At 72.6% G+C, this 14,573-nt stretch carries 15 protein-coding genes; 14 read left to right on the top strand and 1 reads right to left on the bottom strand.

The annotated features are described in order from the left end of the window. Positions 1 to 7 precede the first annotated feature (7 nt). From WA762_RS13425 to nusB, 13 genes are all read left to right on the top strand, one after another. Positions 8 to 373: a hypothetical protein gene (locus WA762_RS13425; protein WP_335935787.1), complete on the top strand. Its 366-nt coding sequence runs from the start codon at positions 8 to 10 to the stop codon at positions 371 to 373. Next, positions 373 to 3,042, top strand: coding sequence for an alanine--tRNA ligase (alaS, locus tag WA762_RS13420; RefSeq protein WP_335935786.1), 2,670 nt, complete (start codon positions 373 to 375; stop codon positions 3,040 to 3,042). The genes WA762_RS13425 and alaS overlap by 1 nt, the downstream gene beginning before the upstream one ends. 8 nt (positions 3,043 to 3,050) lie before the next feature. Then, positions 3,051 to 3,524 carry a Holliday junction resolvase RuvX gene (gene ruvX, locus WA762_RS13415; RefSeq protein ID WP_335935785.1) on the top strand — a complete coding sequence of 158 codons (474 nt, stop codon included), beginning with the start codon at positions 3,051 to 3,053 and terminating at the stop codon, positions 3,522 to 3,524. A 95-nt stretch (positions 3,525 to 3,619) separates the two neighbouring features. Continuing rightward, the gene (gene mltG / locus WA762_RS13410; RefSeq protein ID WP_335935783.1) at positions 3,620 to 5,485 is read left to right on the top strand and encodes an endolytic transglycosylase MltG; all 1,866 of its coding nucleotides are present in this window, start codon (positions 3,620 to 3,622) and stop codon (positions 5,483 to 5,485) included. Then, a complete protein-coding gene (locus WA762_RS13405) occupies positions 5,472 to 6,308 on the top strand; it encodes a shikimate dehydrogenase (RefSeq protein WP_335935782.1) in 837 nt (278 codons plus the stop codon). The genes mltG and WA762_RS13405 overlap by 14 nt, the downstream gene beginning before the upstream one ends. 147 nt (positions 6,309 to 6,455) lie before the next feature. Further along, entirely contained in the window at positions 6,456 to 7,640 is a 1,185-nt protein-coding gene (gene aroC, locus WA762_RS13400; protein ID WP_335935781.1) for a chorismate synthase, read from the top strand. Further along, positions 7,637 to 8,155, top strand: coding sequence for a shikimate kinase (locus WA762_RS13395; RefSeq protein ID WP_335935780.1), 519 nt, complete (start codon positions 7,637 to 7,639; stop codon positions 8,153 to 8,155). The genes aroC and WA762_RS13395 overlap by 4 nt, the downstream gene beginning before the upstream one ends. Then, positions 8,152 to 9,243 carry a 3-dehydroquinate synthase gene (gene aroB / locus WA762_RS13390; protein ID WP_335935779.1) on the top strand — a complete coding sequence of 364 codons (1,092 nt, stop codon included), beginning with the start codon at positions 8,152 to 8,154 and terminating at the stop codon, positions 9,241 to 9,243. The genes WA762_RS13395 and aroB overlap by 4 nt, the downstream gene beginning before the upstream one ends. Beyond that, complete coding sequence (gene aroQ / locus WA762_RS13385) at positions 9,240 to 9,680, top strand: type II 3-dehydroquinate dehydratase (RefSeq protein WP_335935778.1); 441 nt, start codon at positions 9,240 to 9,242, stop codon at positions 9,678 to 9,680. The genes aroB and aroQ overlap by 4 nt, the downstream gene beginning before the upstream one ends. A gap of 146 nt (positions 9,681 to 9,826) precedes the next feature. Further along, on the top strand, positions 9,827 to 10,639 hold the full coding sequence (locus tag WA762_RS13380) for a Pro-rich N-terminal domain-containing protein (RefSeq protein WP_335935777.1): 813 nt from the start codon (positions 9,827 to 9,829) through the stop codon (positions 10,637 to 10,639). Between the two features lie 135 nt (positions 10,640 to 10,774). Further along, positions 10,775 to 11,869, top strand: a complete 1,095-nt coding sequence (locus WA762_RS13375) for an aminopeptidase P family protein (RefSeq protein WP_335935776.1) — start codon at positions 10,775 to 10,777, stop codon at positions 11,867 to 11,869. 50 nt (positions 11,870 to 11,919) lie between these two features. After that, positions 11,920 to 12,486 (top strand): elongation factor P, encoded by a 567-nt coding sequence (efp, locus tag WA762_RS13370; RefSeq protein WP_335935775.1) that lies wholly within the window; start codon positions 11,920 to 11,922, stop codon positions 12,484 to 12,486. Positions 12,487 to 12,488: 2 nt separating this feature from the next. Then, a complete protein-coding gene (nusB, locus tag WA762_RS13365) occupies positions 12,489 to 12,920 on the top strand; it encodes a transcription antitermination factor NusB (protein WP_335935774.1) in 432 nt (143 codons plus the stop codon). Between the two features lie 297 nt (positions 12,921 to 13,217). Here nusB and bldD read toward each other — a convergent pair whose 3' ends face one another. After that, on the bottom strand, positions 13,218 to 13,718 hold the full coding sequence (gene bldD / locus WA762_RS13360; protein ID WP_250337029.1) for a transcriptional regulator BldD: 501 nt from the start codon (positions 13,716 to 13,718) through the stop codon (positions 13,218 to 13,220). 220 nt (positions 13,719 to 13,938) lie between these two features. Between bldD and pyrR the strand changes: the two genes are divergently transcribed. Further along, complete coding sequence (pyrR, locus tag WA762_RS13355; RefSeq protein ID WP_335935773.1) at positions 13,939 to 14,523, top strand: bifunctional pyr operon transcriptional regulator/uracil phosphoribosyltransferase PyrR; 585 nt, start codon at positions 13,939 to 13,941, stop codon at positions 14,521 to 14,523. The last annotated feature ends 50 nt before the right edge of the window (positions 14,524 to 14,573 follow it).

Raw genomic sequence — 14,573 nt, 5'->3', positions numbered from 1 at the left:
CGCAGCGATGTTCCGCCGCACGTTCTGGTTCACCGCCGGCGCAGCAGCCGGCGTCTGGGCCACCACCAAGGTCAACCGCAAGCTCAGGCAGCTGACCCCGGAGAGCCTCGCCGCGCAGGCCGCCGACCGGGCCATCGAGACCGGCCACCGGATCAAGGACTTCGCGCTCGACGTCCGCGAGTCGATGGTGCGGCGCGAGGCCGAGCTCGGCGAGGCGCTGGGCCTGGAGGCGCCGGTCGATCCCGAGCTTCCCGCGCGCCCCCGCCTCGCGGTCGTCCAGGCGGCCGAGCCCGGGGGACCGGGCCGGTCCCCCGCGGCCCCCGAGCGGCGCACGCTTCCCCACCACTCGAACAACCGGAATGAGGACCACTGATGGAGTCGGCTGAAATTCGTCGCCGCTGGCTGAGCTTCTTCGAGGAGCGCGGTCACACCGCCGTCCCTTCGGCGTCGCTCATCGCGGACGACCCGACTCTGCTGCTGGTCCCCGCGGGCATGGTGCCCTTCAAGCCGTACTTCCTCGGCGAGGTCAAGCCGCCCGCCCCGCGCGTCACCAGCGTGCAGAAGTGCGTCCGCACGCCGGACATCGAGGAGGTCGGCAAGACCACCCGGCACGGCACGTTCTTCCAGATGTGCGGCAACTTCTCCTTCGGGGACTACTTCAAGGAAGGCGCCATCACGCTCGCCTGGGAGCTGCTCACCGGCTCCGTGGCGGACGGCGGCTACGGCCTCGACCCCGAGCGCCTCTGGATCACCGTCTACCTCGACGACGACGAGGCCGAGCAGATCTGGCGCGACAAGATCGGCGTGCCGGCCGAGCGCATCCAGCGCCTGGGCAAGAAGGACAACTTCTGGTCCATGGGCGTCCCCGGACCCTGCGGCCCCTGCTCCGAGATCAACTACGACCGCGGCCCCGAGTTCGGCCCCGAGGGCGGCCCGGCCGTCAACGACGAGCGCTACGTGGAGATCTGGAACCTGGTCTTCATGCAGTACGAGCGCGGCGCCGGCGACGGCAAGGAGGACTTCCCGATCCTCGGCGACCTGCCGTCGAAGAACATCGACACGGGCCTGGGCCTGGAACGCCTCGCGATGATCCTGCAGGGCGTCCAGAACATGTACGAGACGGACACGCTCAAGGTCGTCATCGACAAGGCCACCGAGCTCACCGGCGTCGCCTATGGCACGGCCCACGGCAGCGACGTCTCGCTGCGCGTGGTCGCCGACCACATCCGCACGTCCGTGATGCTCATCGGCGACGGCGTCACCCCCGGCAACGAGGGCCGCGGCTACGTGCTGCGCCGCATCATGCGCCGCGCCATCCGCAACATGCGGCTGCTGGGCGCCACCGGGCCGGTCGTCAAGGACCTGGTCGACGTCGTGGTCGACACCATGGGGCGGCAGTACCCGGAGCTGGTCACCGACCGCAAGCGCATCGAGACCGTCGCCCTCGCCGAGGAGGCCGCCTTCCTCAAGGCCCTCAAGGGCGGCACCAACATCCTCGACACCGCCGTCACCGAGACCAAGGCCGCCGGCGGCAAGGTCCTCCCGGGCGACAAGGCGTTCCTGCTCCACGACACCTGGGGCTTCCCGATCGACCTCACCCTGGAGATGGCCGCCGAACAGGGCCTGACCGTGGACGAGGACGGCTTCCGCCGCCTGATGAAGGAGCAGCGGGAGCGGGCCAAGGCCGACGCCAAGGCCAAGAAGACCGGTCACGCCGACCTGTCCGCCTACCGCGCGGTCGCGGACGAGTCCGGCGCCACCGAGTTCACCGGCTACACCACCACCGAGGGCGAGTCGACCGTCGTCGGCCTGCTCGTCGACGGCGTCCCCTCGCCCGCCGCCTCCGAGGGCGACGAGGTCGAGGTCGTCCTCGACCGCACCCCCTTCTACGCCGAGGGCGGCGGCCAGCTGGCCGACCAGGGCCGGATCCGGCTCGACAGCGGGGCCGTCATCCAGGTCCGCGACGTCCAGCAGCCGGTGCCCGGCGTCTCCGTGCACAAGGGCTCGGTCCAGGTCGGCGAGGTGACCGTGGGCGCCTCCGCCTACGCCGTCATCGACACCAAGCGCCGCCGCGCCATCGCCCGGGCCCACAGCGCCACCCACCTCACGCACCAGGCGCTGCGCGACGCGCTGGGCCCGACGGCCGCCCAGGCCGGTTCGGAGAACTCGCCGGGTCGCTTCCGCTTCGACTTCGGCTCCCCGGCCGCCGTGCCCGGCACGGTCCTCACCGACGTCGAGCAGAAGATCAACGAGGTCCTCGGCCGCGAGCTCGACGTGCACGCCGAGGTCATGCCGATCGACGAGGCCAAGAAGCAGGGCGCCATCGCGGAGTTCGGCGAGAAGTACGGCGAGCAGGTCCGGGTCGTCACCATCGGGGACTTCTCCAAGGAGCTGTGCGGCGGCACGCACGTCCACAACACCGCCCAGCTCGGCCTGGTGAAGCTGCTGGGCGAATCGTCCATCGGTTCCGGCGTGCGCCGCATCGAGGCCCTCGTCGGCGTCGACGCGTACAACTTCCTGGCCCGGGAGCACACGGTCGTCGCACAGCTCCAGGAGCTGGTCAAGGGCCGTCCCGAGGAGCTGCCGGAGAAGATCGCCGGCATGCTCGGCAAGCTGAAGGACGCCGAGAAGGAGATCGAGAAGTTCCGCGCGGAGAAGGTCCTCCAGGCCGCCGGCGGGCTCGCCGACTCCGCGAAGGACGTACGGGGCGTCGCCCTCGTCACCGGGCAGGTCCCGGACGGCACCTCGGCCGACGACCTGCGCAAGCTGGTGCTCGACGTGCGCGGCCGCGTCCAGGGTGGCCGGCCGGCTGTCGTGGCCCTGTTCACCACCGCCAACGGCCGCCCGCTGACCGTGATCGCCACCAACGAGGCCGCCCGCGAGCGCGGCCTGAAGGCCGGCGACCTGGTCCGCGCGGCCGCCAAGACCCTCGGCGGCGGTGGCGGCGGCAAGCCGGACGTCGCCCAGGGCGGCGGCCAGGACCCCGAGGCCGTCGGCGCCGCCATGACCGCGGTCGAACGCCTCGTCACCGAGACGGCGTGACGGCGGGAATGACAGGGATGCGCCGCGGTCGCCGTCTCGCGATCGACGTCGGGGACGCCCGGATCGGGGTCGCCTCGTGCGACCCCGACGGGATCCTCGCCACGCCGGTGGAGACCGTACCGGGACGTGACGTCCCGGCGGCCCACCGGCGGCTGAGGCAGATCGTCGAGGAGTACGAGCCGATCGAGATCGTCGTCGGTCTGCCGCGCTCCCTCGGCGGCGGCGAGGGCCCGGCCGCCGCCAAGGTCCGGGTCTTCGCCCAGGAGATCGCCCGCTCGGTGGCGCCCCTTCCGGTGCGTCTGGTGGACGAGCGGATGACGACGGTGACGGCCGGACAGGGACTGCGCGCCTCGGGCGTGAAGTCGAAGAAGGGCCGTTCCGTCATCGACCAGGCGGCCGCCGTGGTGATCCTGCAGAGCGCGCTGGAGTCCGAACGGGCGTCGGGCCGGGCCCCCGGAGAAAGCGTCGAGGTGGCTCCCTGATCGCGATACGGTAACGTTCCGCGCGATGCGGTGGCGTTCGAACAAGCGCCGCACAGCGAAGAGACGGAACGCCGTCTCGCGGCTCTAGGGGATCGATGACTGAGTATGGCCGGGGTCCCGGCTCCGAACCATGGCATCCCGAGGACCCGTTGTACGGGGACCGGGGACGGGGAGGACAGCAGCCCGCCCACGGCCAGGGCCAGGGCCAGCACGGAGGCGGACAGCAGCCCTACCCCCAGGATCCGTACCAGCAGGATCCGTACCAGCAGGACCCGTACCAGCAGGGCTCGTACTCCCAGGACCCGTACGGCCAGGACCCCTACGCGCAGCACGCCTCGTATCCGCAGGACCCGTACCAGCAGGCTTCGTACCAGCAGGATCCGTACGCGCAGCAGTACCAGCAGCAGCCCGGCTACGGCGTCCCCCAGGACCCGTACGGGCAGCAGCAGGCCCAGGCGCACCAGCAGCCGCATCAGCCGGAGCAGCCCCACCAGCCGCAACAGCCCCAGCCGTACGACAACGGCGGCTGGGACATGGGGCAGCAGCCCGCCGCCGCCCCGTACGACGCCCACGCGGCGGGTCCGTACGCCGGCGGGCAGCCCGACTACGGCGAGACGCCCGAGCCCTACGCCGCCCAGGACGCCTATCCGCCGCCCCGGCCCCCGGGCCATCGCGGCGCCGCCCCCGAGCAGGCCCCTGAACGGGTCCCCGCGAAGGACCCCGACTGGGAACCGGAGGACCGGCCCGAGGAGACCCACCCCTTCTTCACCGGGGCCGACGGCCCGGGCGGCAAGGACGACCACGAGGACGGGGACGAGGAGAACGACGACCCGCCCGCGTCGCGCCGGGCCGGGCGCGGCGGGAGCGAGCGCCGGGGCAAGGGCAAGAAGAAGAGCCGCAACGGCTGCGCCTGCCTGGGCGTCGCCGTGGTGCTGGTCGGCGGCGTCGGCGGACTGGGCTACCTCGGCTACTCCTTCTGGCAGGACAAGTTCGGCGCGCCGCCGGACTACACGGGACAGGGCACCGGCCAGGTCGAGATCGAGATCGCGAAGGGTCTCTACGGCTACGACATCGGCAACATCCTGAAGAAGAAGGGCGTCGTCAAGAGCGTCGACGCCTTCGTCGCCGCCCAGAAGGAGAACCCGAAGGGCGGGCAGATCCAGGCCGGCGTCTATCTGCTCCACGAGAAGATGTCCGCGGCCGAGGCCGTCAAGATGATGGTCGATCCGAAGAACCAGAACCTGCTGATCATCCCCGAGGGCACCCGCAACGGCGCGGTCTACGCGATGATCGACAAACGGCTCGGCGTCAAGGCCGGAACGACCAAGGGCGTCGCCGCGGCCGACATCGGGAAGCTCGGACTGCCCGCCTGGGCGCAGGGACATCAGAAGCTCAAGGACCCGCTGGAGGGCTTCCTCTACCCGGCGGGGTATCCGGTCACGAAGGGGATGAAGCCGGAGGCCGTCCTCAAGATGATGGTCAGCCGGGCGAACTCCGAGTACCAGAAACTCGATCTCGAGGGCAACGCCAGGAAGCACGATCTGGACGGCGCCTGGGAACTGCTCACCACGGCCAGCCTGGTCCAGGCCGAGGGCAAGACGCACGACGACTTCCGGAAGATGGCCGAGGTCGTCTACAACCGCCTCAAGCCGACGAACACCGAGACGAACCATCTCCTGCAGTTCGACTCGTCGTACAACTACCTCAAGGGCCAGAGCGAGATCAAGATCAGCGAGCGGGAGATCAAGAAGGACCAGGACCCGTACAACACGTATACGCAAAAGGGCCTGACGCCCGGCCCGATCGGCAACCCGGGCGCGGAGGCGCTGGCCGCCGTGCTGAAACCGACCTCGGACGGCTGGCTCTACTTCGTGGCGACCGACGGCAACGACAAGACCGAGTTCGCCAAGAACTACGACGACTTCCTGAAGCTCAAGGACAAGTTCAATGCCCTCGACTGACGGGCGCCACCGGGCCGCCGTCCTCGGCTCGCCCATCGCCCACTCGCTCTCCCCGGTCCTGCACCGGGCCGCCTACGCCGAACTCGGCCTGACCGGCTGGTCGTACGACCGCTTCGAGGTCGACGAGGCGGGGCTGCCCGCCTTCCTGGAGGGCCTCGACGCCTCCTGGGCCGGACTGTCCCTGACCATGCCGCTCAAGCGCGCGGTCATCCCGCTGCTGGACTCCGTCAGCGGGACCGCCTCGTCGGTGGAGGCCGTCAACACGGTCGTGTTCACCGAGGACGGCCGGCGGACCGGGGACAACACCGACGTCCCCGGCATGATCGCCGCCCTGCGGGAACGCGGCGTCGAGAAGGTCGAGTCGGCCGCCGTGCTCGGCGCCGGGGCGACCGCGTCCTCGGCGCTCGCCGCGCTCTTTGAGATCTGCGCGGGGCCGGTCACCGCCTACGTCCGCAGCGCGGACCGCGCCCGGGAGATGCGCGGCTGGGGCGAACGCCTCGGCGTCGAGGTCAGGACCGCCGACTGGGCGCGGGCCGGGGAGGCGCTGCACGCCCCCCTGGTGATCGCCACCACCCCGGCCGGCTCCACCGACGCGCTCACCGGCGCCGTCCCGGAGCGGCCCGGCACCCTCTTCGACGTCCTCTACGAGCCCTGGCCGACCGCCCTGGCCGCCGCGTGGACGGCCCGCTCCGGCGCGGTCGTCGGAGGTCTCGACCTGCTGGTGCACCAGGCGGTGCTCCAGGTCGAGCGGATGACCGGCCGCGCGCCCGCGCCGCTCGCGGCCATGCGAAGGGCCGGCGAAACGGCGCTCGCCGCCCGCTGACCTCGCGTTCCGGCGGCCGGGAGACGTCCGCCTGCTGGACCGGCGGCCGATTCACGCCCCCGTCCGTGGGAGGATCGAGGACGGCGGGCCAGGGCCGCGCACCCGGTCGCGCCGTCGCAGTTCGAGGCGCGAGCATGAGGAGCACCGTTGAGCAGGTTGCGCTGGCTGACCGCGGGGGAGTCGCACGGCCCCGCACTCGTGGCGACGCTGGAGGGTCTTCCCGCCGGTGTCCCGATCACCACGGAGATGGTGGCGGACCACCTCGCCCGGCGGCGGCTCGGCTACGGCCGCGGTGCGCGGATGAAGTTCGAGCGGGACGAGGTCACCTTCCTCGGCGGGGTCCGCCACGGCCTCACCATGGGCTCGCCCGTCGCCGTGATGGTGGGCAACACCGAGTGGCCCAAGTGGGAGCAGGTCATGTCGGCCGACCCGGTCGACCCCGAGGTGCTGGCCGACCTGGCCCGCAACGCCCCGCTCACCCGCCCCCGCCCCGGCCACGCCGACCTCGCGGGCATGCAGAAGTACGACTTCGACGAGGCCCGGCCGATCCTGGAGCGCGCCAGCGCCCGCGAGACCGCGGCCCGGGTCGCGCTCGGCGCCGTCGCCCGGTCGTACCTCAAGGAGACGGCCGGCATCGAGATCGTCAGCCATGTCGTCGAGCTCGCCGCGGCCAAGGCGCCCCGCGGCGTCCTTCCCACCCCCGCCGACGTCGAGAGGCTCGACGCCGACCCGGTGCGGTGCCTCGACGCCGACGCGAGCAAGGCGATGGTCGCCGAGATCGACCAGGCCCACAAGGACGGCGACACCCTCGGCGGCGTGGTCGAGGTGCTGGCCTACGGGGTGCCCGTCGGCCTCGGCTCGCACGTCCACTGGGACCGCCGCCTCGACGCCCGGCTCGCCGCCGCGCTGATGGGCATCCAGGCCATCAAGGGCGTCGAGGTCGGGGACGGCTTCGAGCTGGCCCGCGTCCCCGGCTCCAAGGCGCACGACGAGATCCTGGTCACCGAGGACGGCATCCGGCGCGCCTCCGACCGCTCCGGCGGCACCGAGGGCGGGCTCACCACCGGCGAACCGCTGCGGGTCCGCGCCGCGATGAAGCCCATCGCGACCGTGCCGCGCGCGCTCGCCACCGTCGACGTCGCCACCGGCGAACCCGCCAAGGCCCACCACCAGCGCTCCGACGTCTGCGCCGTCCCGGCCGCGGGCATCGTCGCCGAGGCGATGGTCGCGCTGGTCCTGGCCGACGCCGTCGCGGAGAAGTTCGGCGGGGACAGCGTCGCCGAGACCCGCCGCAACGTGCGCTCCTACCTCGACCACCTGCGGATCCGATGAGCGGCCCGCTGATCGTCCTGGTCGGACCGATGGGCGTCGGCAAGTCCACCGTCGGGCGGCTGCTCGCCGAACGGCTCGGCGCCGCCTACCGGGACACCGACGCGGACATCGTGGCGGCCGAGGGCCGGGAGATCTCCGACATCTTCGTCGACGACGGCGAGCCCCGCTTCCGGGAGCTGGAGCGGGACGCCGTACGGACCGCGGTCGCCGAGCACGAGGGCGTCCTCGCCCTCGGCGGCGGCGCGATCCTCGACGCGGGGACGCGGGAGCTGCTGTCCTCCCTGCCGGTCGTCTATCTCTCGATGGACGTCGAGGAGGCGGTCCGGCGCACCGGCCTCAACGTCGCCCGCCCGCTGCTGGCCGTCAACCCGCGCAAGCAGTGGCGCGAGCTGATGGAGGCCCGCCGCCCGCTCTACACCGAGGTCGCCCGGGCGGTCGTCGCCACCGACGGCCGCACCCCCGAAGAGGTCGCCCAGGCGGTCCTCGACGCACTGGAGTTGAAGAAGGAGACATGACGGACGCACTGACCCGCATCCACGTCGGCGGCAGCGCGGGCACCGACCCGTACGACGTGCTGATCGGCCGGCGGCTGCTCGGCGAGCTGCCCGCGCTGATCGGGGGCCGGGCCCGGCGCGTCGCGGTCCTGCACCCCGAGGCGCTCGCCGAGACCGGGGAGGCCGTCCGCCAGGACCTCGCCGAGCAGGGCTACGAGGCCATCGCGATCCAGCTGCCCAACGCCGAGGAGGCCAAGACCGCCGAGGTCGCGGCCTACTGCTGGAAGGCGCTGGGACAGACCGGATTCACCCGTACCGACGTCGTCGTCGGCATCGGCGGCGGGGCCACCACCGACCTCGCCGGGTTCGTCGCGGCGACCTGGCTGCGCGGGGTGCGCTGGATCGCCGTGCCCACCACCGTGCTCGCCATGGTCGACGCGGCGGTCGGCGGCAAGACCGGCATCAACACCGCCGAGGGCAAGAACCTCGTCGGCGCCTTCCACCCGCCCGCCGGCGTCCTCTGCGACCTCGCCGCCCTGGACTCGCTGCCCGTCCACGACTACGTCAGCGGGCTGGCCGAGATCATCAAGGCCGGGTTCATCGCCGACCCCGCGATCCTCGACCTGATCGAGGCCGACCCCGAGGGCGCCCGCACGCCCGCCGGACCGCACACCGCCGAGCTGATCGAACGCTCCGTCCGGGTCAAGGCGGAGGTCGTCTCCAGCGACCTCAAGGAGTCCGGACTGCGCGAGATCCTCAACTACGGCCACACCCTGGGCCACGCCATCGAGAAGAACGAGCGCTACAAGTGGCGGCACGGCGCGGCCGTCTCGGTCGGCATGGTCTTCGCCGCCGAGCTGGGCCGGCTGGCCGGGCGTCTCGACGACGCCACCGCCGACCGCCACCGCGCGGTCCTGGAGTCCGTCGGGCTGCCGCTCACCTACCGCGGCGACCAGTGGCCCCGGCTGCTGGAGAACATGCGGGTCGACAAGAAGTCCCGCGGCGACCTGCTGCGCTTCGTCGTCCTCGACGGGCTCGGCAGGCCCGCCGTGCTGGAGGGCCCCGACCCGGCCGTGCTGCTCGCCGCCTACGGGGAGGTGTCCGCGTGAGCCGCCGGGTTCTCGTCCTCAACGGGCCGAACCTCGGCCGGCTCGGCTCCCGGGAACCCGACGTGTACGGCTCCACCTCGTACGCCGGGCTCGTCGAGGCCTGCCGGACGCTGGGGGAGGAGCTGGGCCTCGACGTCGACGTCCGGGAGACCAATGACGAGGGGGAGCTGATCCGCTGGCTCCACGAGGCCGCCGACGGCGAGCTCCCGGTCGTGCTCAACCCGGGCGCCTTCACGCACTACTCGTACGGGATGCGGGACGCGGCCGCCCAGCGCACCGCCCCGCTGATCGAGGTGCACATCTCGAACCCGTACGCGCGGGAGGAGTTCCGCCACACCTCCGTGGTCGCGCCGGTCGCCACCGGGACCGTGGCCGGATTCGGGATCGGCTCCTACCGTCTCGCCCTGCGCGCCCTCGCGGACGAGCTGTCCGGCTGACCGCGGTCCCGGACCGGCGCCCGGCACACCGGGGCGCCGGTCCGGGCACCACGGGCCCCGCCCGTCCGTTCACCGCGTGGCGGCCGCGGACGGTACCGTTGCCGTCCACCAGCCCCAGTTGCCTGTACGAGACGGAGTGGCACCGGATGCAGCACGCAGTGGGGGGCCCGCTGCCGCCGCCCCAGGGCCCGGCGAACGGACCCGCCGACGGGACGCACCAGGCCCGGCACCCCGGCCCTCCGGGGCCGCCGCCCGCCGCCCCGCCGACCGCCCACGGCTGGACCGGGCCGCCTCCGCGGCACGCCCCGGGCCCGCCGCCCAGGGAGTCCACCGGGCATGTCCAGCTGCCGCCCGGCGGGCCCGTGCCGCTGCCCGCGCCCCCCGCCGGGGCGGGCACCGGCACGGCCACGCTCGCGGTGCTGCTCATCGGCCCGGCGGGCGCCGGGAAGACCACCGTGGCCAGGCTCTGGGCCGGCCGCCGGCGGACCCCCACGGCCCATGTCAGCCTCGACGACGTGCGCGAATGGGTCCGCTCCGGCTTCGCCGACCCGCAGTCCGGGTGGAACGACCACTCCGAGGCCCAGTACCGCCTGGCCCGCCGCACCTGCGGCTTCGCCGCGCGCAACTTCCTCGCCAACGGCATCTCCTGCATCCTGGACGACGCCGTCTTCCCGGACCGGCCGGTCATCGGCCTGGGCGGCTGGAAGCGCCATGTCGGCCCCGGACTGCTGCCCGTGGTCCTGCTGCCCGGCCTGGAGGTCGTGCTGGAGCGCAACGCCGCCCGCAGCGGCAACCGCCGCCTCTCGGACGAGGAGGTCGCCCGCATCCACGGCCGGATGGCCGGATGGTACGGCTCCGGGCTGCCGATCATCGACAACTCCACGTACGACGTGGAGACCACCGCCCGGGTCCTGGACGACGTTCTCGCCCGGGCGATAGCCAGCCCGCCCTCCTGGTGACCGGATCCGGGCGGCGGGCCGTCCGGGCGGCGGGCACAGGCGGTCGTCCCGGGGCGGCGACCGGCGGCCCCGGCGCGGTCCCCGGTCGGACGCGCTGACCGAGCGGGGCCGGGCCACCCCTCGTAGGCTCGTGACATGTCAGACGTGTACGCCGTCCGCCGCGGGCTGCTCCGCGACCGGTGCGCCGCCGTCGGATCCGCGGCCGCCCTGGTCTCCCGCCCCGCCAACGTCCGCTATCTCGCGGGCGGGGCGCCGCCCGGGGCCGTGCTGCTGTTGGGTCCCGGCGAGGACGTGCTGCTGCGCCCCCGCGACCCGGCCGGCGAACCCGCCGACGACCGGCTGCGGGTCTCGGAGCTGCCGGTCGCCGACGGCGATCCGGTGGTCGCCGCCGCGGAACTGGCCGCCTCGTCGGGCGCGGAGTCGCTGGCCGTCGAGGAACACCATCTGACGGTCTCCCGGCACCGGGCCATGGGGTCGGTCGCCCCCCGGCTGCGGCTCGCCGGCCTCGGTCCCACCGTCGAACAGCTGCGGGTGGTCAAGGACGAGGAGGAGATCGCCTGTCTGCGGATCGCCGCCGAGATCACCGACCAGGCCCTGGGCGAACTCCTGGAGTCCATCCTGGTCGGCCGCACCGAGCGGCACCTCGCCCTGGAGCTGGAGCGCCGGCTGGTGGACCACGGGGCCGACGGCCCGGCGTTCCCCACCTCCGTGGCCACCGGGCCGAACTCCGGCCGGGGCCGCCACCGCCCCACCGACCGGCGGGTCGAGGAGGGGGACTTCCTCTCCGTCTGCCTGGGCGCGAACTACCGCGGCTACCGCTGCGAGATCGGCCGCACCTTCGTCATCGGGACCACGCCCGCCGACTGGCAGGTGGAGCTCTACGACCTGGTCTTCGCGGCCCAGCGGGCCGGACGCGAGGCCCTCGTCCCCGGCGCCTCCTGCCGCGACGTGGACCGCGCGGCCCGCTGCGTGCTGGACTCCGCGGGCCACGGCGGCGGTCTCGCGCCCGCCACCGGCCACGGGGTCGGACTCGAAATCGACGAGGACCCGCGACTGGCACCCGCGGCCATGGGTAAACTGGACGCTTGCGTGCCGGTCACCGTCGAACCGGGGGTCCACCTCCCGGGCCGGGGCGGTGTCCGGATCGATGACACGCTCGTCGTGCGCCCCGAGGCGGACGGCGGACCCGAGCTACTCACCATCACGACCAAGGAGCTGCTCGCGCTCTGACGCGTTTCCTCGGTCGTTCCACCAGCTTCAGTCCAGGAGATTCCGCAACCGTGGCTTCCACGAACGACCTCAAGAACGGCCTGGTGCTCAAGCTCGACGGAGGCCAGCTCTGGTCCGTCGTCGAGTTCCAGCACGTCAAGCCCGGCAAGGGCCCGGCCTTCGTGCGCACCAAGCTCAAGAACGTGCTCTCCGGCAAGGTCGTCGACAAGACGTTCAACGCCGGCGTGAAGGTCGAAACGGCCACCATCGACCGTCGCGACATGCAGTTCTCGTACATGGACGGCGAGTACTTCGTCTTCATGGACATGGACACCTACGACCAGCTCATGGTCGATCGCAAGACCGTCGGCGACGCCGCCAACTTCCTGATCGAGGGCTTCACCGCCTCCGTCGCCCAGCACGAGGGCGAGGTGCTCTACGTGGAGCTGCCCGCCGCCGTCGAGCTGACCGTCCAGCACACCGACCCGGGCGTCCAGGGCGACCGCTCCACCGGCGGCACCAAGCCCGCCACGCTGGAGACCGGCCACGAGATCGGTGTCCCGCTCTTCATCACCACGGGTGAGAAGATCAAGGTCGACACCCGCACGGGCGACTACCTCGGCCGGGTGAACAGCTAACCGTGGCTGCCCGCAACACGGCCCGCAAGCGCGCCTTCCAGATCCTCTTCGAGGCCGACCAGCGCGGCGCGTCCGTGCAGACGGTCCTCGCGGACTGGGTGCGGCACTCGCGGTCCGACAGCCGCCAGCCGCCCGTCACCGAGTACACGATGGAGCTCGTCGAGGGCTACGCGCGGCACGCGGACCGCATCGACGAACTCATCGCCACCTACGCGGTGGACTGGGAGATCGACCGGATGCCGGTCGTCGACCGGAGCATCCTGCGGCTCGGCGCCTACGAGCTGATCTGGGTCGACGAGACCCCGGACGCGGTGGTGATCGACGAGGCGGTCCAGCTCGCCAAGGAGTTCTCCACCGACGACTCCCCGTCCTTCGTGAACGGGCTGCTGGCCCGCTTCAAGGACCTCAAGCCGAACCTCCGCCGGGAGCAGTAACCCGGGGACCGTTCGGCCATTCGTGGAGCCCGCGGCGCCTCGGCCGCGGGCTCCACGACGTCCACGGCGCCTCTCGCGTCGTCGTCTCTCGCGTCGTCACGCCCCCGCCGCGGCGCACGCGGTTTCACCACGGCGCACCGTTCCTCCGGGGCGCACGGGGCGGGGCCCGACGCGGCGCGGGCGCGGGTCACCGCCCCGCCCACCCGCCGCAGCAAAGAGAAACGCCGTGCCGACGGGGCGCCCGGGAGAGGGAGACCCGCGCCGGCACGGCGCCACCTGGGGGACCGGGAAGGGGGCTCAGCCCTCCTCGTGGGCGACGGCCCGGCGGGCCTCCGCGTCCAGCACACCCCAGCTGATCAGCTGCTCCGTGAGCACGGACGGCGACTGGTCGTAGATCACGGCGAGCGTGCGCAGGTCGTCCTGGCGGATCGAGAGCACCTTGCCGTTGTAGTCGCCGCGCTGGCTCTGGATCGTCGCGGCGTAACGCTGGAGCGGACCGGCCTTCTCCTGCGGGACGTGGGCCAGACGCTCCAGGTCGAGCACGAGCTTCGGCGGCGGCTCGGCGGCTCCGCCGGGCGTCGTGCCGGGCAGGAGCTCCTGCACCGGGACCCCGTAGAAGTCCGCGAGCTCGGCGAGGCGCTGCACGGTCACGGCGCGGTCGCCGCGCTCGTACGAGCCGACCACGACGGCCTTCCAGCGGCCCTGCGACTTCTCCTCCACGCCGTGGAGGGAGAGGCCCTGCTGGGTGCGGATGGCGCGGAGCTTGGCCCCGAGCTGTTTTGCGTATTCGCTGGACATAAGGCTCCCCGGACGCTGGAACTTTTCGCGGCTCCGCCGCGTTGCTGGTAACTCACTGTGAGGTTACGCAGCGTTACTTGGCTGCGTCAAGCCGAATGGTCCGCACCGACACTTCCGGGGGTGCGATCCGAGCCCCGCACAAGCCCTGCTACCGTGGATGACGCAATTTCGACGTCCTTTAAAGTCCGTCCCGTGAGGCGGAGAAGGAGGTCCGTTTCTTATGGACGCACAGCTTGAAGCCACCGGCAATGCGGCACGCCCCGTCCTCGAGGCCCCCGACATCGCCCGTGCGCTGACCCGGATCGCCCACGAGATCGTCGAGCGCGCCAAGGGCGCCGACGACGTGGTGCTCCTCGGCATTCCGACGCGCGGCGTCTTCATCGCCCGCCGCCTCGCCGAAAAGCTCCAGGAGATCACCGGCCGGAAGATGCCGGTCGGCTCCCTGGACATCACCATGTACCGCGACGACCTGCGGCTGCGCCCGGCGCGCGCCCTGGCCCGCACCGAGATCCCCGGCGAGGGCATCGAGGGCCGCCTGGTCGTCCTGGTGGACGACGTCCTCTTCTCCGGCCGCACGATCCGCGCCGCGCTGGACGCCCTGGGCGACATCGGCCGCCCGCGCGCGGTCCAGCTCGCGGTCCTCGTCGACCGCGGCCACCGCGAACTGCCGATCCGCGCCGACTACGTCGGCAAGAACCTCCCCACGTCGCTGCGGGAGACGGTCAAGGTCCAGCTCACCGAGGAGGACGGCCGCGACGCCGTGCTGCTCGGCGTCCAAGGGACCGCCCCGGCCGGCGAGCAGTAGCCGCATTCACCCGTACGGCGTACCACCGAGCCCGTACGGGCCGCTTCCGC

Origin of the sequence: Streptomyces tyrfis (assembly GCF_037034285.1) — a bacterium.
Classification (GTDB): domain Bacteria; phylum Actinomycetota; class Actinomycetes; order Streptomycetales; family Streptomycetaceae; genus Streptomyces.
The sequence above is the reverse complement of the archived record's forward strand: the minus strand, read 5'-3'. Positions and strand labels throughout refer to the sequence as shown.

Excerpts from the sequence above, each read along its gene's own strand:
- alaS (WP_335935786.1), top strand. The coding sequence starts at position 373 with ATGGAGTCGGCTGAAATTCGTCGCCGCTGGCTGAGCTTCTTCGAGGAG.
- WA762_RS13375 (WP_335935776.1), top strand. The coding sequence starts at position 10,775 with ATGTCAGACGTGTACGCCGTCCGCCGCGGGCTGCTCCGCGACCGGTGC.
- WA762_RS13395 (WP_335935780.1), top strand. The coding sequence starts at position 7,637 with ATGAGCGGCCCGCTGATCGTCCTGGTCGGACCGATGGGCGTCGGCAAG.
- aroB (WP_335935779.1), top strand. The coding sequence starts at position 8,152 with ATGACGGACGCACTGACCCGCATCCACGTCGGCGGCAGCGCGGGCACC.
- WA762_RS13425 (WP_335935787.1), top strand. The coding sequence starts at position 8 with ATGTTCCGCCGCACGTTCTGGTTCACCGCCGGCGCAGCAGCCGGCGTC.
- WA762_RS13380 (WP_335935777.1), top strand. The coding sequence starts at position 9,827 with ATGCAGCACGCAGTGGGGGGCCCGCTGCCGCCGCCCCAGGGCCCGGCG.
- mltG (WP_335935783.1), top strand. The coding sequence starts at position 3,620 with ATGACTGAGTATGGCCGGGGTCCCGGCTCCGAACCATGGCATCCCGAG.
- WA762_RS13405 (WP_335935782.1), top strand. The coding sequence starts at position 5,472 with ATGCCCTCGACTGACGGGCGCCACCGGGCCGCCGTCCTCGGCTCGCCC.
- bldD (WP_250337029.1), bottom strand. The coding sequence starts at position 13,718 with ATGTCCAGCGAATACGCAAAACAGCTCGGGGCCAAGCTCCGCGCCATC.
- ruvX (WP_335935785.1), top strand. The coding sequence starts at position 3,051 with ATGACAGGGATGCGCCGCGGTCGCCGTCTCGCGATCGACGTCGGGGAC.
- pyrR (WP_335935773.1), top strand. The coding sequence starts at position 13,939 with ATGGACGCACAGCTTGAAGCCACCGGCAATGCGGCACGCCCCGTCCTC.